This is a genomic window from Ensifer sp. VA4, assembly GCF_055710065.1.
The window spans coordinates 62,876-85,953 of the sequence record NZ_JBVQPO010000007.1 but is presented as its reverse complement, the minus strand read 5'-3'; the positions used below and the strand labels follow the sequence as shown (position 1 = coordinate 85,953).

Below are 23,078 nucleotides of genomic sequence, written 5' to 3'. Positions count from 1 at the left end.
TTCAAACGCATCATATAAGGTTATCAGACAACCTTACAATGTCTTTTTTCGGTTGAGTGGTTCGCACCTTCGTCGGAAGGTTCGGAACGAAAGCATGGAGGAGTAGTAAGGTGCACATTCTGATCATCGGCGCCGCCGGCATGGTGGGTCGCAAGCTCACGGCACGTCTCGCAAGGGACGGATACCTGAACGGCCGCGCCATCGAGGCGATGACGCTGGTCGATGTCATCACCCCGGAAGCGCCGATGGGTTTTACCGGCAAGACTGTCCTTGAAACCGTTGACCTTTCGGCGGCTGGCGAAGCCGAGCGCCTCATCACCGGACGGCCGGACCTGATCTTCCACCTCGCCGCCATCGTGTCGGGCGAAGCCGAACTCGACTTCGACAAGGGCTACCGCATCAACCTCGACGGCACCCGTTACCTGTTCGACGCGATCCGCATCGCCCACGGCCAGGACGGCTACAAGCCGCGTGTCGTGTTCACCTCGTCGATCGCTGCCTTCGGCGCTCCCCTGCCCTATCCGATCCCGGACGAGTTCCACACTACGCCGCTGACCAGCTATGGCACACAGAAGGCCATCTGCGAACTTTTGATGACCGACTATTCGCGTCGCGGCTTCTTCGACGGCATCGGCATCCGCCTTCCGACCATCTGCATCCGTCCGGGTAAGCCGAACAAGGCTGCCTCCGGCTTCTTCTCCAACATCCTGCGCGAGCCGCTGGTCGGCCAGGAAGCCGTACTACCGGTCTCCGACGACGTCCGTCACTGGCACGCCTCGCCCCGCTCGGCCGTCGGCTTCCTGATCCACGGCGCGACCATCGACGTCGAAAAGGTTGGCCCGCGCCGCAACCTTTCCATGCCGGGCCTCAGCGCCACGGTCGGTGAACAGATCGAGGCTCTGCGCCGCGTCGGCGGCGAGAAGGCCGTGTCGCTCATCCGTCGCGAGCCCGACGAGATGATCATGCGCATGTGCGCCGGCTGGGCGCCCGGTTTCGAAGCCAAGCGCGCCATCGAACTCGGTTTCACCGCTGAGAAATCCTTCGACGAGATCATCAGGGTCCACATCGAGGACGAACTGGGAGGCAAGCTCTGATGACCGCAGAGAAAGCGGCTGCGTCCCGGCGCATTGCCTTTCTTGGCACCGGGCTCATGGGCGCGCCGATGGCGCGCCGCCTGCTGAAGGCAGGATTTCCCGTCACCGTCTGGAACCGTGACCCCTCCAAAGCCGAAGCCCTGGTGGCGGATGGCGCAAACCTTGCAGCCACGGCCGCCGACGCTGCACGTGATGCGGACATCGTCTTCACCATGCTGAGCGACGGAAACGCGGTCGGCAAGGTGCTGTTCGGAGCCGGCGTCACCACAGTCCTGAAGGCCGGCGCGATCGTCGTCGATTCCTCGTCGATCGCCCCGCCGATCGCCCGCGATCACGCCGCGCGCCTCGCTGCGCGCAACGTCGCCCACGTCGATGCCCCGGTCTCCGGCGGCGTCGTCGGCGCCGAAGCCGGGACCCTCGCCATAATGGCCGGCGGTGAAGCGGAGCTTATCACTGGCCTTGCGGACGTCTTTGCCGCGCTTGGCCGCGTCACGCATGTCGGCCCGGCCGGCGCCGGCCAGGTCTGCAAGCTGGCCAACCAGCAGATCGTCGCCATCACGATCGGTGCGGTTGCCGAGGCGATGATCCTCGTGGAAGCCGGCGGCGCGGATCGCGGCAGGTTCCGAGACGCCATTCGTGGCGGCTTCGCCGAGAGCCGGATTCTTGACCTGCACGGCGCCCGCATGGTCAACCGCACCTTCGCCCCCGGCGGCCCCTCTCGGCTGCAACTGAAGGACCTGGATGCGGTTGCCGCCATGGCCGATCTCCTGGATCTGGAATTGCCGTTGACGGCCATGGTGCGCAGTGAATTCCGTGACTTCGTCGCCGATGGCGGCGGAGAACAGGATCACAGCGCGCTTCTATTGCATCTGGAGAAGGTCAACGGAAGCGAACGGAAGGAAGATCAATGACCGACGACAAGAAGGCCGCCCGAAGGCTGCGCTCGCAGGACTGGTTCGATAATCCCGAGCACCTGGACCTGACCGCGCTCTACCTGGAGCGCTTCATGAACTACGGCACCACACCGGAAGAGCTCAGGTCCGGCAAACCGATCATCGGCATCGCCCAGTCGGGCAGCGACCTCAACCCCTGCAACCGCCACCATCTGGAGCTGGCGAAGCGCCTGCGCGACGGCATCCGCGATGCGGGCGGCATTCCGATCGAGTTCCCGACCCATCCGCTGTTCGAGAACTGCAAGAGGCCGACGGCGGCGCTCGACCGCAACCTCGCCTATCTCGGACTGGTCGAAATCCTTTACGGCTATCCGCTCGATGGCGTGATCCTAACCACCGGCTGCGACAAGACCACCCCGTCGGCACTGATGGCCGCCTCGACTGTCGATATTCCGTCGATCGTCTTCTCCGGCGGACCGATGCTCGACGGCTGGAACGACGGCGATCTCGTCGGCTCCGGCACCGTGATATGGCGTTCGCGCCGCAAGTATGCCGCCGGCGAAGTAACCCGCGAGCAGTTCCTCGAAGCGGCCCTTGATTCCGCGCCCTCCGTCGGCCATTGCAACACCATGGGCACGGCGTCCACGATGAACGCCATGGCCGAAGCGCTCGGCATGTCGCTGACCGGCTGCGCGGCGATCCCGGCGGCCTACCGCGAACGCGGACAGATGGCCTATCGCACCGGCCGCCGCGCCGTTGAGCTCGTACTGGAAGACATCAAGCCGTCGGATATCCTGACGCGCGAGGCATTCCTGAACGCGATCAAGGTCAACTCCGCCATCGGCGGCTCGACCAATGCCCAGCCGCACCTGATGGCAATGGCCAAGCACGCGGGCGTGACGCTCAACCCGGACGATTGGCAGGTCCATGGCTACGACATACCCCTGCTCGCCAATGTCCAGCCGGCGGGTGCCTATCTCGGCGAACGTTTTCACCGTGCCGGTGGTGTGCCTGCCATCATGTGGGAGCTGCTCAAGGCCGGAAAGATCGACGGCAGCTGTCCGACGGTCACCGGCAAAACCGTGACCGAAAACCTCGAAGGCCGCGAATCCGATGACCGCGAAGTGATCAGGCCTTTTGCCGAGCCGCTGCGCGAACGCGCGGGCTTCCTCGTCCTCAAGGGCAATCTCTTCGACTTCGCCATCATGAAGATGAGCGTCGTTTCCGACAGCTTTCGCAAGCGCTACCTGCAGGAGCCGGGACGCGAGGGCGTGTTCGAGGGTCGCGCCATCGTCTTCGACGGGTCTGAGGACTACCACAAGCGGATCAACGACCCCTCGCTCGATATCGACGAGAACTGCATCCTGGTGATCCGCGGCGCCGGTCCCAAGGGCTGGCCGGGCTCGGCCGAAGTGGTCAACATGCAGCCGCCGGATCACCTGCTGAAGCGCGGCATCATGAGCCTTCCGACGATCGGCGACGGCCGCCAGTCCGGCACCGCCGACAGCCCGTCGATCCTGAACGCCTCGCCCGAAAGCGCGGCCGGCGGCGGTCTTGCCTGGTTACGTACCGGCGACACGATTCGCATCGACTTCAACGAAGGCCTCTGCGACATGTTGGTGGACAATGCCGAGATCGAGCACCGCAAGGCCGGTGGTATTCCTAAGGTACCGGGTGACGCCACTCCCTGGCAGATGATCTACCGCCAGACCGTGACCCAACTCGCCGACGGCGCGACGATCAGGGAGGCCGACAAGTTCCGCCAGATCTCCGGGACGCCGCCGCGCCACAACCACTGACTATCTCGCGATCGCACGGAGCAACCACTTCCGTGCGATCGCCAATCGAGAGCCTTCCCCTGTTTGATTTGCCCGGTAGTAGGTCGCATGGTGCGATATGACGAGACTTACGATGCGTTCAAGGTCGGGGCCGCAGTTGCTTTTACTGGATCGCCCGCGGCATCGACGAACGGCAGGTCAAACCCGACCGGGTGCGCAAGTCGATCGGTGCGGAAGATACTTTCTCCGCTGACAGTCACGATTTCGACACGGCACGCTCAGGACTTCAGCCGCTGATCGAGAAGGTCTGGCGCTATTGCGAGCTAAACCGAATTCACGCCAAGACGATAACACTGAAAGTGAAATGGGCTGACTTCACACAGATCACCCGGAGAAGGGCTGTCTGGGCCCCAATCGCGAACGCTGGGGAACTCGCCGACGTCTCGACGCTCCTGCTCTCGCCGCTTTTCCCGGTCGCGAAAGGTATTCGGCTTTTGGGCGTGTCGCTGTCATCGCTCGACAGCGCAACCATCGAAGACAAACCTCAACTCGCGCTCGCGCTTTAAGCTTGTCCGGCCGAGACCGTGCGGCTCGGCCTAATGTCGCTCTGTTGACATGTTGTGCGACATAACCTCAATGAGGATTTTGCCAGATTGCTGCAGGCACGAACTGTGACACGTCAGAAACCTCCCACATCGAAATCTTCGCGAGAAAACACCGGCCCGGTTCCGGCACGCGATAGAGAGGTATCAAAGGCTGAGGAGATCAATGCTCTCCTCACACGGCCGATTGCGATCCTGCCGATAAAAGTTGGCGACCCGATCCGGCCGTTTGCCTTGGGCCTATGGAATGAGATCCGATGTCAGCGTGTCAACGCTACGCAAAGCGACCGGGGCCTACATCCATTCGAGAAGCTATCAGATCGCGGTCGCACGCCGGGATTCGCACCGCCATGACATTAACGGCGTGCCGATCGATTTCGTACCCGACGCCGATCGATTGGATGCTCAGCAAGTCTCAGGATGCGCGACGGGAAGCGCAAGCCAAACGCATGCCTCCCTCTTGCTCCCGCTACGCCGCCTTCAAAGACGGAAATGATCCGTGCAGCTTTTCTTGAAAGACGCCGGTCTCCCAATACGGCCGGATAGCCAGTACCGGTCTGATTGAGAGACGGCTTCACGACGCCTTGAAGCGGTCGAAGGCCGTCAGGTACTTGATAGGTGGATCGGCCTCATCCCAGCGATAGATATCTTCGCGCAGGTATCGAAGCTCGCCCTCGAGAGCATCCTCGCCGATTTCAATCCACCATGACTTCGGGCGCCCGTCGCTGCCGTCCGACCAGCGATAGCCGCGCGCCTTCAGGTGGTCCTTCATGTCGAATGGGCTGTTCTGCGCGAACACACGAACGCGGGATCGCTGACTTGCCTCATAGAGTTCGGTAAACGGCGTACGGCTCGCGCCATCCTCGCCCTTTGCCAAGACCTCCAGGAGTGCGAAGCAGTCATCGACGGCTCGATGTCCGTCGTGGAAATAACCCGCCTGCCCAATCAGGTAACCGAGCTTGGTGCCTTCGAAGCCGCGGGATGCCCAATCGATTTCAGAGACGGAGCAAGCCCAGGCCTTGTCCGCAAAGATAGGAGAAAAAGCTTCGCAGAAAGGCCGATCGAAACCGGCGTTATGCGCAACGATGAGATCGGCCGGTTCGACCATCGCGCGCAATGCCTGAATATCGATCATCTGGTCAATGACCATTGCATCCGTAATTCCGGTCAGGCGTGTGACCTCAGGTGGAATCGGAACGCTTGGTTGCTGAAGCCCTCCATAGACGCCGGTCACATCGCCAATGTTGCCGACCTCGTCGAATGTCAAGGCGATGGCACCAATCTCTATGATCTCGTCCTTGCGATGGTTGAGACCTGTCGTTTCCGTATCGAGGATGACGCCTTTCAAGGGAAACTCGGGGCGTAACGCCGTCGCGATGGGGCGAGGCTCAAGCTTTGTCAGAATCCGAAACCGGCCCGTTGCCCGCAGGTGCCGGACCATCTCCTCATCGCTGAGAACGGTTGAAGCCTGTCGCTTCATACTTAATGGATGGACAGCTTTTGAGGGGGCCGGCTCATCGGAAACAAATAGGTCGAACTGTTGTGTCATTCGCTTTCTCGAAATCGTTCCCGAATCTGTTCCCCGAATCCAAGGCCCGGAAGCTCAGATCTAAGCCATACGCTTGAACGAACTCCGGGGAAATTGCGGAAACGATAGAAAGCAGCGATCGCAGCGACTTTGCAAATGGGAAACGAGCGTCGTTCCCTGGATCTCGTTCACGGAGCGGCAGGGACAAGGCAGGGCTTGGGCAAGTGCGGGGTCGATCGTTCCTCACGATCGTTCCCCTGGGAACGGCCAGTTCTAACGGTCTGCCTAAGATTGGTATCGTTCAAATTGGTCATGGATACGTCAGATGTCTAACTCAATCTGCAAGACATTTCCCGGATATGCGAAAAAAGCCGCCTTACAGGTCCTCGACCGAGTCGGCGCTTGCGCGCCGCAAACGACAATCTTCTTAATGGAAACTGGCCATCGTTCGGCCTCGGTCGAGCACGCCAATGAGATGGGCACATCGGAATTACCGCACTGGACCAGCATCATGTTGGCAGCCATCGCGCTGACCACGGACCGAAGCATGAACCCGGGGTGATTTCAAATGAAGGACGGAGCAAGCCAGGCATCGGCGAAAGGGAATCTGTAGGGATTATTTACCGCACTGGCAGCATGACGGCGCCGCTGCGGTCGTCACTTTTTGCTTGACTGGAACGGCCTCGTTACCGAAGCCTTGTGCCTAGTCTCCCGGGACGGCCGTGAACTGCCGCCACTCCAGCCACTTCCCAAGCAACTTGAGGACGTAAGTCGGTCGGGGGCTTAGCTCAATTAAGAAAGCCGAGCGCAATTGTTCGGGGATAAGGCCGTTGTGCTCGCAGGAGCGCGCCACCTATTCAGCTAAACGCGAGTACGAATCGTTTTCGCGCCGATTAAGCCGAGAAGCGACGCACCGTATATGCGACGCACCCACACCACAGCAGCCACCGATGATCGAGGCTCCGCTCTTCACCCAACCGCAAGCGAAGCGAGAATATCGGTCAGCTGAGAGATCATCTCTAACGGAATGTAACGTTTCATTTGCCGCTCCCTCCTCATCGGAAGCGAATGCATTCGCATAAACACCTATATTTAGGGAAACGCCCAAGGTGTCTAAGACCTCAGACGCCTCCTCGACCGCTGCCTGCATAACTTCTGGACGGCTGCAATTGAACAGGAGTGCCTGAGCTCCCGACCCGGCAACCCAGCATGCAGCATCGTCCAGGAGTTCCCCGGAACGCAGGGCTGCCGGGTTTGGCTCTGTGCCTGGCCCGTCGTCAAGCGTGAAAGAGATCCAGAACGGTTTGCCGGTGCTCGCTACTGCCTGCCGCACTGCCTCGGCTTCGGCCACGAGGCTCAGAGTCTCACCTAGCCACAGATCAACGTAGGGCGTGAGCTCTTCGACCAATACGCCAAGATAGTCCTGCGCCCGCTCCGGTCTGAAGAGTTGCGGTTCGTATGAACCGAATATCGGCGGCAGAGATCCGGCGACGAGTACTTTGCGCTCTTTAGCACTATCGGCTGCTGCGCGCGCAAGTCTTCCAGCAAGAGCAATCAGCCTGCGGCCCTCGGCACGAAATCTCTCCTCACCGATATGAAACGGCACCAATGCGTAACTGTTGGTGGTGATGACATCGGCGCCCGCGACGATGAACTCCTCATGCACGCGCCGGACAACTTCCGGAGCCTCCATTAGCGCGAGCGCTGACCATTCAGGCTGCCTGAGGTTCGCTCCAAGTCGGACAAGTTCGCGGCTCATTCCGCCGTCGAGAATTTTAATCGGTTTCATGGCTTATCCCTTTTTGGCCCGGCTCATCGCTTGATCACCGAAGACAGTGCGAACGCTGTGAGCGTGTCTCGAACGCCCGGAAGTGCCGATATTTCCTGCCAGATTTCGCGGATGCGGTCGGTGGCGCCCGCTTCAACTCGAACGACCAGATCAAACTCGCCGCTCATGACGTCGCAGGACACCACCTCCGGCAGTCGTTTGAGCGCGTGGATGACGTCACCACCGCGCATGCGGTCGTGTCGATACACGAACATCATCGCAGTGACGGCTGTGGCGGGCGGCCTACCCTCGCCAGCGATGATCGTGTAGCCCTGAATAAGACCGTCCCGCTCCAACCGCTCAATCCGCTGGCGCACGGCGTTGCGCGACAGATTGACCACCTCCGCCAACTCGGCGTGCGGGATTCGGGCATTTCGAGCCAACTCGATCAGGATGCGCTCATCCGCTCGGTCGAGAATTCGCTTCATGGCTGCAGCTCCTCGGTACATGCCTTGGCGGAGTGGAAGGCCTTGAACGTGCCCGCTTCAAGATCCGTGAGCCTGCAATCTTTTCCAAGCTCGGCAGCAGCAGCGGCCATCACGAAGGCCGGCAAGGCGCGCCATTCTGGTGCAGTCAAACGACGGACCTCTTCGTACCCGGCGAGCAAGGGGCGGACGAGCCTGTTCTCCAGCATACCGTCCGCTCGCGCGGTCCAGCGCATTAAGACTTGCCCGAGTTCCGCGACCAAAATGTCGTCGTGGCGCAATCGGAAATTAATGACGCCACTCACGGCCTCGCCGAGGAAGAAGACATTGTCCCGATTGAGGGCTCCGTGCACCGGACCTTTCGGGAGGCCTGAGCGCCCTTCGTCAAAGGAACGCCTCAAGGTCTGGTGGATGCGCGCGACGCACCCCCCCAGCGCCCGGCTCTTCTCAGGGGTGATCTCGTTCGGTCGTGACCCCGGCATGAAGCCGACAACCGCAACGAGCTTGCCAGACACGGTGACCGTCGCTGCGCCGGCATCGGTTCGGAACGTCGTCGGACAGGGTACGCCTGCGGCAGAAAGGGTTTCCATAGTGCGAAAAGCACGCTCGAGATCGAAGGGATCGGCGCCGCTTTCGAACAAGGTGACAATGAACTCACCGCGTTCTGAGCGGAAGAGAAAGGTGGTCTCGGCATCGCCGTCGGCAATGCCGATGACCGAGGTCAGACGTCCCAGGCGGTAGGCCGTGGCGATTTGGCGACACTCGACCTCGGTCAGATCTGTGAACACAGCCATTCTTATGCTTCCTTCAGTGTCGCCTCGGTTCTCCAAAAATCGTGTCGATCTCTGCCGCAGACAGCCCACTGTCGCGCCCGACCACCTCGCGCAGCGACTTCCGTTCCGCCAGTGCTGTTCGGGCAAGGCATGCGGCCTGGGCATATCCTATGAGAGGATTGAGGGCTGCTGCAAGAACGAGGGAATCGTCGTGAAGCGCCCGGCAACGCTCTGCATCGGCCTCGATTCCTTCAATGCATCGAGTTCGCAGCGCGTCCATGCCTCGCGTCAGAAGCCGCATGGATTGGAGAATGTTGAGCACGATGACAGGCTCCATCGCATTCAGCTGGAGTTGCCCGGCACTGGCTGCAAGTGTGACCACCATATCATTGCCGATCACCTGGAAGCCGATCTGGTTCAGCATTTCTGGGATCACCGGATTGACCTTGCCCGGCATGATCGAAGAGCCCGCCTGCATGGCTGGAAGCCGGATTTCGCCGAAGCCCGCGCGCGGGCCGCTCGACAGGAGCCGTAGGTCGTTGCAGATCTTCGAAAGCTTCACTGCCGTGCGTTTGAGAGCGCCCGAGATCGAAACGAAGGCGCCGGTGTCAGACGTCGCCTCGACGAGGTTGCGCGCGGGTCGGAGAGTGATGCCAGAGATGCGGGACAGATGCGCACAGGCCGCAACAGAGAACTCCGCGGGCGCGTTGACTCCTGTACCGATCGCGGTGCCACCCAAATTGACTTCGCGCATCAGCTCGGCGGCGCTGAGAAATTGTGCGACGTCTTCTTCCAATGTCTCCGCGAAGGCTTCGAACTCCTGCCCAAGTGACATCGGGACGGCATCCTGGAGCTGCGTCCTGCCAACCTTCAGGATGTCAGAGAAGGTTTCTCCCTTGCATCGAAACGAGGCTACCAATGCCGAAAGAGCCAAGCTTAGTTTCTCACCTTCCCGCAGCACCGTCAGACGAATTGCGGTCGGATAAACGTCGTTTGTCGACTGGGAGAGGTTTACATGATCGTTTGGGTTGACCGCATCATAGCTGCCAAGCTGCCGCCCCAGGCCCTGCAATGCAAGATTGGCAATTACCTCGTTGACGTTCATGTTGGTCGAAGTCCCCGCCCCGCCCTGCATCATGTCCACCGGAAAATGCGGCTCGAGAATTTCCCCGGCGATCAGTCTGTCGGCGGCGCGCTCGATTGCCCGTGCGAGACGAGGTTCAAGAAGTCCAAGTTCGAGATTGGTCGCGGCGGCGGCCTGCTTGACCATTCCTAAAGATTGCACGAACTCGGGAAAATCTTGGAGCCTGATCCCTGATACGTCGAAGTTCTCCGTTGCTCGTAGCGTGTGGATCCCAATCAGGGCGTTTGCCGGAATTGTCCGGGGCCCGAGCAGGTCAGTTTCGATGCGAGTCTTTGTCATAATCTTTCTCTGCGCTCAGGTTCACGCATTGATCGCTTGGTCGAGGTCGGCAATGAGATCGTCGGTCGCCTCCAGCCCGACCGACAGCCGGAACACTCCATCCCCCGCAAAGCGGCGGTAATCAGCGAGCTGCTCACCTGTGAGCCCGTAGGTCGATTTCATCATTTCCTGCGTATCGAGCAGCACCACGATTGAGCGCTGATGACCGAGCGAGAAGGCATAATGGGCAACCTTGAGATGCGCGGCGAGCTTCCGGGCCATCGTCGCGGGGTCTTTCACCTGAAAGGTCAGCACGCCTCCGAACAGATCCATCTGGCATTTCGCCAAGTTATGCTGCGGGTGGGAGGGTAGTCCCGGGTAGGCTACAGCCGCCACCGCCGGATGACCTTGCAGGAACGTCGCGATCTTTGTCGCGGAGTCAGAGATCGCCCGCATGCGGGGAAACAGCGTGTCGATGCCACGCAGGATGAGCCAAGCGTTCATGGCCGGCATGGACGCACCGAGATATACGCCGGCGCGTGAGCGGATTTTTTCCACCAGCTCCTTGCGTCCGCAAACGACGCCGCCCAACGTATCGCCATGCCCGTTGATAAACTTCGTCAGGGAGTGGATGACGAGATCCGCTCCGAGTGTCAGCGGCTGCGTGGCCACAGGAGTGGCTAATGTTGAATCGACCGACATCAGAGCACCGTGCCTTCGTGCAACGCCGGCGATGGCGGCAAGATCGGTCAGGCGCAGGATCGGATTGCACGGACTTTCGCAATGGACAAGCCTGGTGTTGGGCTGGAACGCGGCAGCAACCTCCTCGGTGCGCGACATGTTCACCGGCGTCACCTCAATGCCGTAGTCCGGCAATATGCGCCGGGCGAGTTCGTTGGCACCGGCATAGCAAACGTCGCTCACAATCAGGTGGTCGCCCTTCTTCAAGAAGGTAAGGAACGTTGCGCCGATTGCCGCAACGCCCGTTGCCGTGGCAACCGCGTCATCGGCGGCTTCGAGTGCGGCAAGGCGCTGCTCCAGCTGCCGCACCGTAGGATTGGTCCAGCGCGCATAGAGGAACGGCAGCGCGGTCAGATCGTCGACGCCATCCGCGGAAAAAGCTCCGTCACCGGGTGTCAACACATTGTTGACGGACATGGAAACGTTGGGGGCGATGGCCTTCGTTGAGGGATCGATGACGAGCCCGCCGTTCAGAGCGAGGGTTTCGCGACTGAGACCCATTGTAGCGCCGGGCATGCTCTTGTTCTGGGCTGGCTCGCGCTCGAACAGAGCTGGGAGTGTCGTTGTCATCTGGGTATCCTCCTGGGCATTCAGTCCCTGACTAGGGATGGTGGCATCGTTTGCGCTGACTTTGCCGTTGCTGCCTAAGGCGATCTGGCCGAGAGACCGGCAGATCAGACCGAAAGACCGGCGTGTCGCATGGCTTGATCGATTTCGGCTTCCACCGCAGGCGCGACCGTTACGAGCGGCAGACGCACGTCCCGGCGCATGCGCCCCTGGCGCCAGAGGGCGTATTTCGGACCCGCCGGGTTGGTTTCCAGGAAAAGCGCGCGGTGCAGTGGCATCAGGCGGTCGTGAACTTCGAGCGCGCGACGGAAATCACCCGCAAGACACGCGGACTGGAACTCCGCACAAAGTCGCGGCGCGACATTTGCGGTCACGGATATGCAGCCGTGTCCACCATGCGCCATGTAACCAATGGCTGTGCCGTCCTCGCCCGATAGCAGATTGAAATCTCGACCGCAGGCCATTCGTTCCAAGGAAGGACGCAGGAGATTGGCGGTGGCGTCCTTCACGCCGATTACGTTTCGGCAATCCCGTGCCAGACGTGCAAGCGTGTCCACGGAGACGTCGACGACGCTGCGTGGTGGTATATTGTAGACAATGATCGGAATAGAGACCGCCGCGTCAATGGCGCGGAAATGCTGGTAGAGTCCCTCTTGCGTCGGTTTGTTATAATAGGGCGCGACGACAAGCAGCGCATCGGCGCCCGCCTCCTGCGCGTGCCTTGAAAAGTCGATCGCCTCATCAGTGCTGTTGGATCCGGCGCCAGCGATCACAGGAATTCGTCCCCTCGCTACGTCCACAGTCAGTTCAACCAGCCGCTTGTGCTCGGCGTGTGAAAGTGTCGGGCTCTCTCCGGTCGTGCCGCAGGGGACAAGACCGTTGGTGCCCTCCGCAATCTGCCATTCGACGAGCGACCGAAAGGCCTCTTCATCAACCTTCTCGTCTTGAAACGGTGTGACAAGAGCCGTGATCGATCCTTTAAACATCGTAATCTCCGTTTGACTTGCACCGGCGATGTCAGCGCCGTATCGGGACCTGCATCTCGACGATGCGGAAGGCGCGCGTGATCATGAGGGTGAGGCAGATATAGAAGACGGTCACGACGGCCAGAGGCTCGTAGACGAGTAGCGTGTCCTGCCTGATCTTGTAGGCGACGGCATAGAGATCCATCACGGTGACGGTGAAGGCGAGCGGTGTCGCCTTCAGTTGTAGCACCACCTCGCCGGTGATCGTCGGCAGGGCGATGCGGATCGCCCGTGGCAGCCAAATTCGCCGCAAAAGGGTCCACCGTGTCATGCCGAAGGCGCGTCCGGCTTCCAGTTCTCCCTTTGGAACGGCGAGCAACGCACCGCGCAGCACCTCCGCCTCGTAGGCGGCGTAATTCAGCGTGAAGCTGACCGCCGCGAAGAAGAAGCCCTCGCGCACGATCGGCCAAAGGAAGCTTGAGCGCAGGCCGGGGATCATAGGCAGCAAAGACCCGACGCCATAATAAAGCAGCCACAATTGGATGAGCAGTGGCGTACCACGCAAGCACGTGCAGTAGGCTTTTGCGCACCATCGCAGCCAATGGGGAACGCTCACCTGCGCGAGCGCAAGGCCGATCGCCAAAACGAAGCCGAGAGTGACCGAAATGAAGAGCAGAAGTATCGTCTGTAACGCGCCTGCGGCGATGAGCGGCCAATAGTTGAAGACCCACGAGAAATCCATTGTGCGTCTCCTCAGGCTGCTCTCGGCTGTCCGCGTCGGAAATAGGTCTCCAGGCTAGCGAACACGACATTGGAGGCGACCGTGATCGCCAGATAGATTGCGGCAGCGGCGAAGAAGAACAGGAAATAATGTTTGGTATTTCCGGCGGCGAGACGTGTCGCAAGCGCCAGTTCCTGGTAGCCGACGACGGCGATCAACGCACTGTCCTTGGTTACCGACATCCAGAGATTGGCCATGCCGGGGATCGCATTCGGTATAAGAGCGGGCAGAACGATCCGGCGGAAGCGCAGCCACGGTCGCATGCCGAAGGCGCTCGCGGCTTCGATCTGGCCAACGGGAATGGCAAGGATTGCACCGCGCAGCACCTCGGTCATGTAGGCGCCCTGCACGACCCCGAGCACAAGGACGGCGGCGAGGAAGCCGTTGATCTCGATTGGCGGGAAGCCGAGTGCGGAAAGCAGTCTATTGATGCCGTCCGTCCCGGCATAATAGAGACCAATGATCAGGATCAGTTCCGGGATAGCGCGCACCGCCGTCGTATAAAGATCAAGCAAGGTGGCGACGGCACGGCTGCCCTTGAGTTTGCCGGCCGCGGCCGCAAGCCCGATCGATATGCCGACCAGGTACGCTCCGAGCGAAATCATAATGGTCGAGACCGCGCCCGAAAGCAGTACCCCGCCCCATCCCGGTGGATTGGGAGAAAGCAGTTCGAGAATGGATAAGCTTGTCTGCATGAACAACAGCTCCGCGGCGTCCGAGCAGATTCGTTACGGCTCGAACGCTTTGTCGGTGAGAGGGTGCAATCGGCGGAGATACAGCGGGTCGCCTTAACTCCCGCTAGGTCCGACTATTCGCCGTAGGGGTCGAAGTTGAAATACTTCTTGGAGATCTCTGCGTATTTTCCGTTAGCTCGAATGGCAGTGATGGCGGCGTTCAACCTGGCGAGCAGCTCGGAATCTTCTTTGCGCAATCCGCCGCCGATCCCCTGTCCCAGAACATCCGGGTCATCCTGGACATTGCCCTTGTCCTCGCAGCAATCCTTGCCAAAATCCGATCCAAGGAATGTCATCAGCGGGATGGAGTCGCCGAACACGTAGTCCACGCGGCCGACTGCGAGGTCCTGGAAAGCCTCATCCAGTGTGGCATAGGTCTTCTCGTCGGCCACGCTCGCAAAGTGCTTTTTGTAATATTCGGTCTGGACCGTGGAGACCTGGATGGCAATCGTTTTGCCGGCGACGTCATCGGCGGTAGTACCGCTTTTGCCGTCTTGTGCACCAATCAGTTTGCTTGGTGTGTTGTAGTACTTGTTCGTGAAGGCGATTGTCTTCTTACGTTCATCCGTGATGGACATGGAAGACCAGATGACGTCGAATTTCTTTGACTGAAGACCCGGGATGAGCCCATCCCAAGACATGTCAACGACCGAGCAGCTTTCCTTCATTTCCGAGCAGATCGCATCCATCAGATCGATTTCCCAGCCGATCCATTTGCCCGACGCGTCCTTGGTAAAGAACGGCGGGTAGGCTTCGTTCATGATGCCAAAGCGCACTTCCGCACCCGCGCCAGCGCCCGAGGCGAAAAGAGCTGCTCCGGCGATAAGGTAAATTGCGGTCTTCATGTCAGTTCCCTTTCGTTTTTGCTTGGTGCACTGCCGCGCTCAATGGCGTGACGAGCTCGTGAATTCGCGACACCGCGCGCTGATGGGAGCGCCAAAGATTTGCTCCGGTTTGCCCTCTTCCTCGACGCGGCCTTGATGCAGGAACATCACGTGGCTTGAGACGTCGCGGGCGAACTTCATCTCATGCGTTACGAGCAGCATCGTGCGGCCCTCTTCCGCGAGATCTCGGATGACCTTGAGCACTTCCCCAACGAGTTCCGGATCAAGAGCCGAGGTCGGTTCATCAAACAGCATCACGGATGGATCCACGCACAGCGCCCGCGCTATTGACGCGCGCTGTTGCTGTCCACCTGACATGAAGGCGGGGTAGACGTGGCGTTTTTCGTAGAGCCCAACTTTATGCAGCAGCGCTTCAGCTTTCTCGGTCGCCTGCCTGCGGCTCATCCCGAGCACGTGGACTGGCGCCTCGATGACATTCTCAAGGACAGTCATGTGTGCCCAAAGATTGAAGCTCTGGAAAACCATGCCGAGACCGATCCGGATGCGCTCTACTTGTCGCCAGTTGGCAGGACGTACGCGACCGGCCGATCCAGCCTTCATTAGTACTTCCTCACCGTTGATGATGAAACGGCCGCGGTCCGGGACCTCGAGAAAGTTGATGCAGCGAAGGAAGGTACTCTTGCCGGATCCTGAGGACCCAATCAGCGAGATGACCTCCCCCTTTCCCGCAGCAAGTGATACGCCTTTCAACACTTCGTGGGTGCCGTAACTCTTGTGTACGTCGTCGACGCGCAGTGCGCATGAAATGCTGGTTGTCATTCGTTCCCCACTTTTTCGTGGCTTGTTAGGGCGCAATTTAGCAATCGCTTGCGCGGCGTTGCCGCACAATCGTATGTTGTTGAGGATTTTTTCCGCGACGTGTTGCTAGACATCGCGGCTTTTCCGCGTCACTGCCCGTTGATGCAGATCACCTTGGGTTGGGTCATGTCCTCGTAGGCAAAGCGCACGCCTTCGCGGCCCATGCTGCCGTGTTTGAAACCTCCGAACGGCATGGCGTCAAATCGATAGTCAGAGGAATCGTTGATCATAACGCCACCGGCCTCAATGCCGGCTGCGGCCTCCAGTGCAACGGCGAGATTGTTGGTGAAGACGCCGGCATGCAGGCTGTAGTCCGGTTCGTTCGCTAGCCGGATTGCGTCCGCAAGCGTCTCAAAGCGCTCGAGTATCGCAACTGGTGCGAAAACCTCCTCCTTCCAGAGACGATTGTCACGCGGGACGCCTTCGAGCACGGTTGGGTGGTAGACGGCGCCTTCGCGGCGATGGCCGCATAGCAGCCGCGCGCCAGCAGATAGGGCTCTTTCTACGGCTTCTTCGGTGCGTTCGGCCGCAGCGGCGGAAATCATGGGTCCGACGTCCGTAGCCTCAAGGCGCGGGTCTCCGGCACGAAGGCTGCGGGTGCCCGCGACAAATGCCTGGCGGAACTTTTCGTAGAAGGCGGTTTGGACGAGAACGCGTTGCGTGCCGATGCAGTTCTGGCCGGCCGCCCAATAGGCGCCCGAGATGCAGCCTTCCACCGCCTTTTCAAGGTCGCTGTCTGCCATGACGATAACCGGAGCATTGCCGCCAAGGTCCATGGCGAGCTTCTTCAGACCGGCCGTCCGCGTGATTGCCTCGCCGGTCGCAAAGCCACCGGTAAATGACACCATGCGGATATCGCGAGCTGAGACAATGGCGCGCCCCAGATCTGCGCCGCCAATCGCGACGGTGACGATTTCCTCTGGCAGGCCCGCTTCGATCAACGTCCCAACCAGCTTGAGAGCGGAAAGCGGCGCGAACTCTGACGGCTTCAAAAAGACCGAATTGCCACCCGCGATTGCAGGGCCAAGCTTGTGCGCTACGAGATTCAGCGGATCATTATAGGGGGTGATGGCAGCAATGATTCCAAGCGGTTCGCGTGTGAACCAGCCTTGGCGCGTCTCGGAGCCCGCGTAGGCGTCGAACGGAATAATCTCGCCGGCGTTGCGCTTGGCTTCCTCCGCAGAGAGCTTCAACGTGTTCACGCAACGCGATGCCTCCTTGCGGGCCTGCGTGATCGTTTTGCCCGCCTCGCAGACAATCGTGCGTGCGAAATCCTCGAGATGGTCCCCGACGAGCCGTGCTGCTTGTTCCAGAATGGCGGCCCGGCGATGCCTAGGGAGCGCTCGCGACACCGCCGCCCCCCGCTTGGCACGCTCAAGAAGGGTGCCAACGTCGTCGGACGTGCTGGCTCTTACGCTTTCGACAACCTTGCCGTCATAAGGATTGAAAACGTCGATCAATTCCGTAGTCGGGGCAACTTGAAGCTTGACGTTTGTCATTCCGCGGCCTCCGTGATCGAACCGGCCGACGCTGAGCGGTGGATAGCAATAATATCGGAGAGAAGAGCATAAGCGGTCTCGACCCGGCCAGCTCCCGGACCCGTTATCGTCACTGAACCGAGCATCTCAGTGGTGAAGGATACGGCGTTTATGGCGCCGCTCACTCCCGCGAGTGGGTGGTCGAGCGGCAGACGGCGCGGCGCGACAGATGCCTCGACGCTACCGTTCTCTAGACGCGCCGCCGAACCGATCAGCTTCCAGCGGTATCCCTCTTTGGCGGCTGTCTCTATGTCCATGGTGGTGAGCGCCGAAATTCCTTCACAAGACACGTCCGTCGGTTTGAGCGCTGCGCCCAGCAGTTCATTTGCCAGAATGACCACCTTGAGACGAACGTCGTAGCCTTCAACATCAGCGGTCGGATCAGCCTCGGCGTAGCCGAACCCCTGGGCCTCTTTGACCGCCGCAGAAAAACCGAGCCCGGCCTCCATGCGACCGAGTACAAAATTGGAGGTGCCGTTGAGAATGCCTTCGAATCCGCTGAGGCCAGCGCCGGCAAGTACGTTCTTCGCCAAACGTATCACGGGTGTTCCGCTCATGACGGCCCCTTCATACTCGAAATGAACATGGTTGCGACGAGCCACTGCCTTGAGATCGGCAGCAGCAAGGGCCACCGGGCCCTTATTGGTCGTGACAACATGCTTATGGTTCTCGAGCGCCCAACGGCAATGGGAAACGGCCGGTTCTCCGTCGCGAGGGTTTGTGAAGGTGGCCTCGACAACTATGTCAGCAGGCGCCTGCCGGATGACTTTTTCGTTGTCCGCTTCCGCAGATCCACCGGAAAGCCTGGCGAAGCCGCCCTTCTCGAAATTGGTCTCAACGAGCATTCGTGCATCAATGCCATTTCGCGAGACGACGGAGCCGAGATTAAGATCGGTCACCGCGACAATGTTGAGCCGGAAGCCGAGTTCCGATTGCCAGAGCTCGTTTCGCTCGGCCACGAGCTGCGCGAGAGCGCGGTTGACTCCACCGAATCCGATAAGAGCTATGTTGTACTGTACCATGTCGGTTCCTCATCCTGGGCGATGAGAAGAGCATGACTGCCGGCAAACGCAGCAGGAAGCTTCCGAAACGGCCAAAAATCTGGCCGCTTTGACAAGCGTGCGCGACAACTGCGCAAATGTGGCAGAAAGCGTGGTAGTGCAGAGGCGGCCAAGGAAATGCCTGGGATGAGAAAATGGAACCGATTGACGACTTCGACCGCAGGATTTTGAGCATCATACAGGTTGACTGCCAGATGAAGGCGGAGGCCATCGGCGACTTAGTGGGTTTGTCCGCATCAGCCGTGCAGCGTCGCCTGAAAAGGATGCGGGACTCAAACATCATTACCGCCGAGATTGCTATCATCGACCGCAAAGTCGCCGGCAACCCCATGACGTTTATCGCCGGAATGGAGATCGAACGCGAGAACTACGACGCCCTGTCGAAGTTTCGCGTCTGGCTTGCCAAACAGGAACATATCCAACAGGTCTACTATGTGACCGGTGCAGTGGACTTAATCGCGATTATCACGGCTCGGGACGTTGGCCAATATGACGAGATCACTGCCAACTTGATGTCAGAAAACCCGCAGATCAAGCGCATTCACACCAATGTCGTGCTAAAAGATATTAAGCTCGGGATGTTCGTACCGGTCGCAAGCTAGTCCAAGCGCTCCCGCGCTACAAGGACGCAAGCTGACCGCAGATTCGCGGCGCCTTCCGGTGGATACATTATGCGATCTTCTGTAACGGGCGTTGCGTCAATCCCTTGTGCGCTCAATCCCTCGCCGAGTGCTTGCTTCTGTTGGGGTGGACGGCCCCCAACGGCATCGAATGTGCCAGAGGGAGTCGTTGTGAACTCAAGCAAAGGGAGCCGTCCGTGGACAAATTATTCGTATTGGCATGGATACGTCAAAACATGTCTTTCAATTGCATGGCGTCAACGCTGCTGAGCAACCGATCCTGCGCAAGAAGTTGCGCCGTAAGGAAATGATGGGCTTTTTCACGGAATGCCCGCCGACTGTGATTGCGATCGAAGCCTGCGGTGCTTCGCATCACTGGGCCCGGTCGCTGACCGCGCTCGGGCATGAGGTCAGACTGATCCCCCGCAGCTCGTGAAGCCTTACGTCAAACGTGGCAAAAATGACGCAGCTGATGCGGAAGCACTATGCGAGGCGATGAGCCGCCTAACAATGCGGTTCGTTCCGATGAAATCGGCGGATCAGCAAGCCGTACTGATGCTAGTTGGCATGCGCGAGCGCGTTGTTTCCGCACAAACGCAGCTTTCCAATACGATTCGCGGCCATGCGGCTGAGTTTGGGCTGACCGCCGGTAAAGGCATGTCCCATATCCCGCTACTGCTTGAACGGATCCTGATTGACGAAACCATTCCAGCCCTGGCACGCGATCTATTTGCATCTCTCGCTGACGAATTTCACTCCCGAAGAAGGACATACGGTCTTACGGTGAAAAGCCCGGCCTGATAAGCCTAGTTTGCTTCGTCGATACAGACCGAGCGGATGTCGCCATTGCTTAGCGTCGTCTTGCACCGCTGGTTCGACTTGCAGTTAGGGTCACCGTTAGCCGTCACGACACCGCCAACGCGCTCACATTCCTGAGCAGTCAGTTCAGCAGAGCCGACCGTGGTCAGTGGGCCGGTTGCTCTATCCTTAACCGATGGCGCTTTCACCAGCGGCTTCTTGGTCTCTGCCACCAGAACCAAATCCGATGGATTTGCAGCGGTGGGGCTGGTCCAGGACGGACTGCCTGTCATGTTGATAGGCGCTGCGTGGATCGTCGTTGCAAAGCCTATTGAGAATGCGGCAACGGAAAGGAAGCGAGCCCGAGACATTCTTTGCCCTCTACAACCGGTGGTGAAGCTGGGGTTATGATATTAGCAGCAAACAGGGCGGCGCGGAATGCACGTGTCGTTTGGCAGATCCGCCTTTACCCCACCCGCCTCGCCGCTTCGTTTATGCTACTCAAGCGACGAGGCGGAGCCTTTCGAAGCGACGCTCGGGCGAGTCGGCAACGCATATAATGGCAACCTCCGAAGACGACCAGTTTGTCGTTTGCGCAACAACCACTTTCACTATCCGGTGAGCTGACGGATCGCCTTCGGCCCCAATTGAGACGCTCGGATCAAGAATCCGTTCTTCTCGCTTCCCGGGCGTTCAGATCAAAGGCAACAACGCGATCTCTCCATCCGCTTGAGACGACTGGAAGCCGGCAACATGCCGCTCAGTCCGGATGTCTCCTATCCCTCGCCTTGAAGGGATTCGAACCAGCTTCGATTATGGTTAATTAAGCGAATTCGTTAATTAACAAAAATGCCGTTTCGTTTATTAATGCCCGTCCTACTACTGCAATACAGAACACGTGAACATTACGGCTCGATACCGCCCCGTTATCGTCAACAAGAGGGAACCGCCTTCCGCTCTGCCTGGAGAAGCTGCGCTGCAGTCAGCCGAGCGCGTGGCTTGCCAACCCGTAGAGGTTCGGTCCCGGTACCACGACTGCGCCGCCTTTGCCCGGACGAGACATTGCGAGCACTGTGTCGAAGACGGCCAAGCCGGATTGCGAGAGGAATGTTGCGAAAGCGCCGGCCTCGACCGGTGTGTCGAGCCGCAGAAATTGACCTTCGTGGGTAGCGACATGATGCCGTATCACGGCGATGGCATCCGCATCATTTTCTGCCACGACCGGGCCAATGACATGCCCCCTGCCGAAACGACGGCAAAGTGCGAAAGCGCACAGCCGACCGCCGCGAACCAAGCCGTAGCCTAGGGACTGTGTAAAGAGCTTGCCGATCAGCGTCGCCCTCGAGGCACCGAATCCGCCCGCATCCAGCTCGACGACCGCAGCGAGGTCCTCCCCTGCCAGTCGCCGAACCAACGGCTGATCCGTTGGAGTAACAAAGTCGGTCGACCGGCGGGCCATGCCCTGGCATTGGTATATGGTCCGTATGGGCTCAAAACCGAGCGAATGATAAAGACGGCGGGATGCCCTTGTCGCATTGAGCCTCAGATCTCGTCCTCGGCTATCCGAAAGCACGTGGTCCATTAGCCATCGCCCGACGCCGTTTGTCTGCAGCCGCGGCGAAGTAATCACCATGCCTATGGTCGCGAAATCATCGCCGTGCGGAAACCACATGGCCGAACCTGTCAGCCTGCCGATTTCGTCAAGCGCTATATAGCCTCGGCCGACCTCGCGCAGGAACTGCAAGTCTTCGGAGCGAAGCGGCCACCCGACGGAAACCGACAGAGCATGCAGTTGCTCGAGATCGGCGCTCTCAATCCCAGCTATGCGCATTTCGAAACTGTCAATGACTTTGGATTCGGATGTCGGTGTGTCCACCTCTTGCCTCCCGTCCTGCCGTCGCCCTGTCTCGTCCCGCACTCCAACCGGCACGCGGCCAAAACCTTTGTACGTTAGACTAGAACAGTACGCTCGATACAATTCACTTGAGAGGCCGCCTGACGCAACACAATCCTCCAAATCCGACGCGCTTTCAGCATGTAAAGCCTGGCCAGGCTTTTACAGTACCAGGCATCGTCGACGACGCTGACCCCAGCGGAGATATGGATGCTGTGAGGACAAGATGCAGGCAGTGGAAATACTCGAAAAACTCGTCGGCTTCCCCACCGTCGTCGGCACACCCAATGCTGACATCGTTGCCTGGATTGGCGGCTATCTGCAAAGCCACGGCATTGCCGTCACGCTCCTTCCCGGCCCGGAGGGCGATCGGTCTAACCTGTTCGCCACGATCGGTCCGAAAGAGGTGCCGGGTTATATTCTGTCGGGTCACATGGACGTCGTTCCGGCGACCGAAAGCGGCTGGACGGGCGATCCCTTTCATCTGCGTCAGGAGTCGGACCGACTTTATGGACGGGGCGCCACCGACATGAAGGGTTTCTTGGCCGCCGCCCTCGCCGCCGCGCCAAAGCTCGCCGAGATGCACCTGCGCCGGCCCATCCACTTTGCCTTCTCCTATGACGAGGAGGCCGGCTGCCGTGGAGTACCGCATATGATCGAACGCCTGCCGAAACTCTGCGAAAAACCCCTCGGCGCGCTCATCGGCGAGCCGAGCGGCATGCAGGCGATCCGGGCGCACAAGGGCAAGTCGGCAGCGAGGCTTTCGGTGAAGGGCCGTTCCGGGCACTCCTCGCGTCCGGACCAGGGGCTGAATGCCATCCATGCCATGGCGAAAGTGCTTACCTCTGCTGCCGGAGAAGCTGACCGGCTGACCCGCGGCCCGTTTGAAGACGTATTTGAGCCGCCTTACTCTTCCCTCCAGATTGGCACTGTCCAAGGCGGCCAAGCAGTCAATATCATTCCGGAGACCTGCGAGGCGGAATTCGAGGCGCGTGCGATTTCCGGCGTCGATCCGGCGGACCTGCTAAGCCCTGTGCGAGGGACTGCAGAGAAACTCAGGGAACTTGGTTTCACAGTCGAATGGCAAGAGCTCAGCGCTTATCCAGCGCTCTTTCTCCCCGCCGATGCGCCGCTCGCAACGCTTCTGGAGGAACTGACCGACCTCGTGTCTCTCCCGGCTGTCAGTTACGGCACCGAAGCCGGGCTTTTCCAGCAGGCCGGCATCGACGCGATCATCTGCGGCCCCGGCGAGATTGACCGCGCCCACAAGCCGAACGAATACATCCTCACCGACGAACTCGCTGCCTGCCAGGCGATGATCGAGCGGCTCGGTGAGCGTTGTCGCGCCTGAGG

21 protein-coding genes and 2 pseudogenes are annotated in these 23,078 nt (G+C 59.8%); 8 read left to right on the top strand and 15 right to left on the bottom strand.

Annotated elements, in window-relative coordinates; genetic code table 11:
• The first annotated feature begins 110 nt into the window (after positions 1 to 110).
• The 4 genes and pseudogenes from denD to AC0C6X_RS13740 all read left to right on the top strand — a co-directional run.
• Entirely contained in the window at positions 111 to 1,094 is a 984-nt protein-coding gene (gene denD / locus AC0C6X_RS13755; protein ID WP_472953596.1) for a D-erythronate dehydrogenase, read from the top strand.
• Entirely contained in the window at positions 1,094 to 2,005 is a 912-nt protein-coding gene (locus AC0C6X_RS13750; RefSeq protein WP_472953594.1) for an NAD(P)-dependent oxidoreductase, read from the top strand. Before denD ends, AC0C6X_RS13750 begins: the two co-directional genes overlap by 1 nt.
• Positions 2,002 to 3,786, top strand: coding sequence for an IlvD/Edd family dehydratase (locus AC0C6X_RS13745; protein WP_173519144.1), 1,785 nt, complete (start codon positions 2,002 to 2,004; stop codon positions 3,784 to 3,786). Before AC0C6X_RS13750 ends, AC0C6X_RS13745 begins: the two co-directional genes overlap by 4 nt.
• Before the next feature lie 122 nt (positions 3,787 to 3,908).
• Positions 3,909 to 4,331, top strand: a pseudogene (locus AC0C6X_RS13740) (DinB/UmuC family translesion DNA polymerase); the annotation flags it as partial.
• A gap of 610 nt (positions 4,332 to 4,941) precedes the next feature.
• Here AC0C6X_RS13740 and AC0C6X_RS13735 read toward each other — a convergent pair.
• Positions 4,942 to 5,916: a 3'-5' exonuclease gene (locus AC0C6X_RS13735; RefSeq protein WP_173519145.1), complete on the bottom strand. Its 975-nt coding sequence runs from the start codon at positions 5,914 to 5,916 to the stop codon at positions 4,942 to 4,944.
• A gap of 304 nt (positions 5,917 to 6,220) precedes the next feature.
• On the opposite strand from AC0C6X_RS13735, the gene AC0C6X_RS13730 reads away from it, so the two are divergent.
• Positions 6,221 to 6,457, top strand: coding sequence for a hypothetical protein (locus tag AC0C6X_RS13730; protein ID WP_472953593.1), 237 nt, complete (start codon positions 6,221 to 6,223; stop codon positions 6,455 to 6,457).
• A gap of 291 nt (positions 6,458 to 6,748) precedes the next feature.
• Here the strand turns inward: AC0C6X_RS13730 and AC0C6X_RS13725 are convergent, their stop codons facing one another.
• The 12 genes from AC0C6X_RS13725 to AC0C6X_RS13670 all read right to left on the bottom strand — a co-directional run bounded on the left by AC0C6X_RS13725 (position 6,749) and on the right by AC0C6X_RS13670 (position 18,374).
• The gene (locus AC0C6X_RS13725) at positions 6,749 to 7,684 is read right to left on the bottom strand and encodes a homocysteine S-methyltransferase family protein (RefSeq protein ID WP_472953591.1); all 936 of its coding nucleotides are present in this window, start codon (positions 7,682 to 7,684) and stop codon (positions 6,749 to 6,751) included.
• Between the two features lie 23 nt (positions 7,685 to 7,707).
• Complete coding sequence (locus AC0C6X_RS13720; RefSeq protein WP_173519147.1) at positions 7,708 to 8,151, bottom strand: Lrp/AsnC family transcriptional regulator; 444 nt, start codon at positions 8,149 to 8,151, stop codon at positions 7,708 to 7,710.
• The gene (locus AC0C6X_RS13715) at positions 8,148 to 8,942 is read right to left on the bottom strand and encodes a phosphotransferase (protein WP_472953590.1); all 795 of its coding nucleotides are present in this window, start codon (positions 8,940 to 8,942) and stop codon (positions 8,148 to 8,150) included. The genes AC0C6X_RS13720 and AC0C6X_RS13715 overlap by 4 nt, the downstream gene beginning before the upstream one ends.
• A gap of 13 nt (positions 8,943 to 8,955) precedes the next feature.
• Positions 8,956 to 10,344, bottom strand: coding sequence for an aspartate ammonia-lyase (locus AC0C6X_RS13710; RefSeq protein ID WP_472953589.1), 1,389 nt, complete (start codon positions 10,342 to 10,344; stop codon positions 8,956 to 8,958).
• A 21-nt stretch (positions 10,345 to 10,365) separates the two neighbouring features.
• Complete coding sequence (locus tag AC0C6X_RS13705; protein ID WP_247958886.1) at positions 10,366 to 11,580, bottom strand: trans-sulfuration enzyme family protein; 1,215 nt, start codon at positions 11,578 to 11,580, stop codon at positions 10,366 to 10,368.
• A gap of 158 nt (positions 11,581 to 11,738) precedes the next feature.
• A complete protein-coding gene (dapA, locus tag AC0C6X_RS13700; protein WP_173519151.1) occupies positions 11,739 to 12,617 on the bottom strand; it encodes a 4-hydroxy-tetrahydrodipicolinate synthase in 879 nt (292 codons plus the stop codon).
• A 31-nt stretch (positions 12,618 to 12,648) separates the two neighbouring features.
• Positions 12,649 to 13,338, bottom strand: a complete 690-nt coding sequence (locus tag AC0C6X_RS13695) for an ABC transporter permease (RefSeq protein ID WP_472953588.1) — start codon at positions 13,336 to 13,338, stop codon at positions 12,649 to 12,651.
• An 11-nt stretch (positions 13,339 to 13,349) separates the two neighbouring features.
• Positions 13,350 to 14,072 (bottom strand): ABC transporter permease, encoded by a 723-nt coding sequence (locus AC0C6X_RS13690; RefSeq protein ID WP_247958838.1) that lies wholly within the window; start codon positions 14,070 to 14,072, stop codon positions 13,350 to 13,352.
• Positions 14,073 to 14,185: 113 nt separating this feature from the next.
• Positions 14,186 to 14,956: a transporter substrate-binding domain-containing protein gene (locus AC0C6X_RS13685; RefSeq protein ID WP_173519154.1), complete on the bottom strand. Its 771-nt coding sequence runs from the start codon at positions 14,954 to 14,956 to the stop codon at positions 14,186 to 14,188.
• 39 nt (positions 14,957 to 14,995) lie between these two features.
• Positions 14,996 to 15,775 carry an ABC transporter ATP-binding protein gene (locus tag AC0C6X_RS13680; protein ID WP_247958839.1) on the bottom strand — a complete coding sequence of 260 codons (780 nt, stop codon included), beginning with the start codon at positions 15,773 to 15,775 and terminating at the stop codon, positions 14,996 to 14,998.
• A 128-nt stretch (positions 15,776 to 15,903) separates the two neighbouring features.
• Positions 15,904 to 17,313, bottom strand: a complete 1,410-nt coding sequence (locus AC0C6X_RS13675) for an aldehyde dehydrogenase family protein (RefSeq protein ID WP_173519156.1) — start codon at positions 17,311 to 17,313, stop codon at positions 15,904 to 15,906.
• Complete coding sequence (locus AC0C6X_RS13670; RefSeq protein WP_472953586.1) at positions 17,310 to 18,374, bottom strand: homoserine dehydrogenase; 1,065 nt, start codon at positions 18,372 to 18,374, stop codon at positions 17,310 to 17,312. Before AC0C6X_RS13670 ends, AC0C6X_RS13675 begins: the two co-directional genes overlap by 4 nt.
• A gap of 173 nt (positions 18,375 to 18,547) precedes the next feature.
• On the opposite strand from AC0C6X_RS13670, the gene AC0C6X_RS13665 reads away from it, so the two are divergent.
• Together AC0C6X_RS13665 and AC0C6X_RS13660 are read left to right on the top strand one after the other, a co-directional pair.
• Positions 18,548 to 19,015, top strand: a complete 468-nt coding sequence (locus tag AC0C6X_RS13665) for an Lrp/AsnC family transcriptional regulator (RefSeq protein ID WP_173519158.1) — start codon at positions 18,548 to 18,550, stop codon at positions 19,013 to 19,015.
• A gap of 238 nt (positions 19,016 to 19,253) precedes the next feature.
• A pseudogene (locus AC0C6X_RS13660) lies at positions 19,254 to 19,786 on the top strand (IS110 family RNA-guided transposase); the annotation flags it as partial.
• Positions 19,787 to 19,839: 53 nt separating this feature from the next.
• Here AC0C6X_RS13660 and AC0C6X_RS13655 read toward each other — a convergent pair.
• Complete coding sequence (locus tag AC0C6X_RS13655; RefSeq protein ID WP_173519159.1) at positions 19,840 to 20,064, bottom strand: hypothetical protein; 225 nt, start codon at positions 20,062 to 20,064, stop codon at positions 19,840 to 19,842.
• Positions 20,065 to 20,813: 749 nt separating this feature from the next.
• On the bottom strand, positions 20,814 to 21,707 hold the full coding sequence (locus tag AC0C6X_RS13650; RefSeq protein WP_472953585.1) for a GNAT family N-acetyltransferase: 894 nt from the start codon (positions 21,705 to 21,707) through the stop codon (positions 20,814 to 20,816).
• Between the two features lie 244 nt (positions 21,708 to 21,951).
• Here AC0C6X_RS13650 and argE point away from each other — a divergent pair, with 244 nt between their 5' ends.
• A complete protein-coding gene (gene argE / locus AC0C6X_RS13645) occupies positions 21,952 to 23,076 on the top strand; it encodes an acetylornithine deacetylase (protein WP_472953583.1) in 1,125 nt (374 codons plus the stop codon).
• Positions 23,077 to 23,078 lie beyond the last annotated feature (2 nt).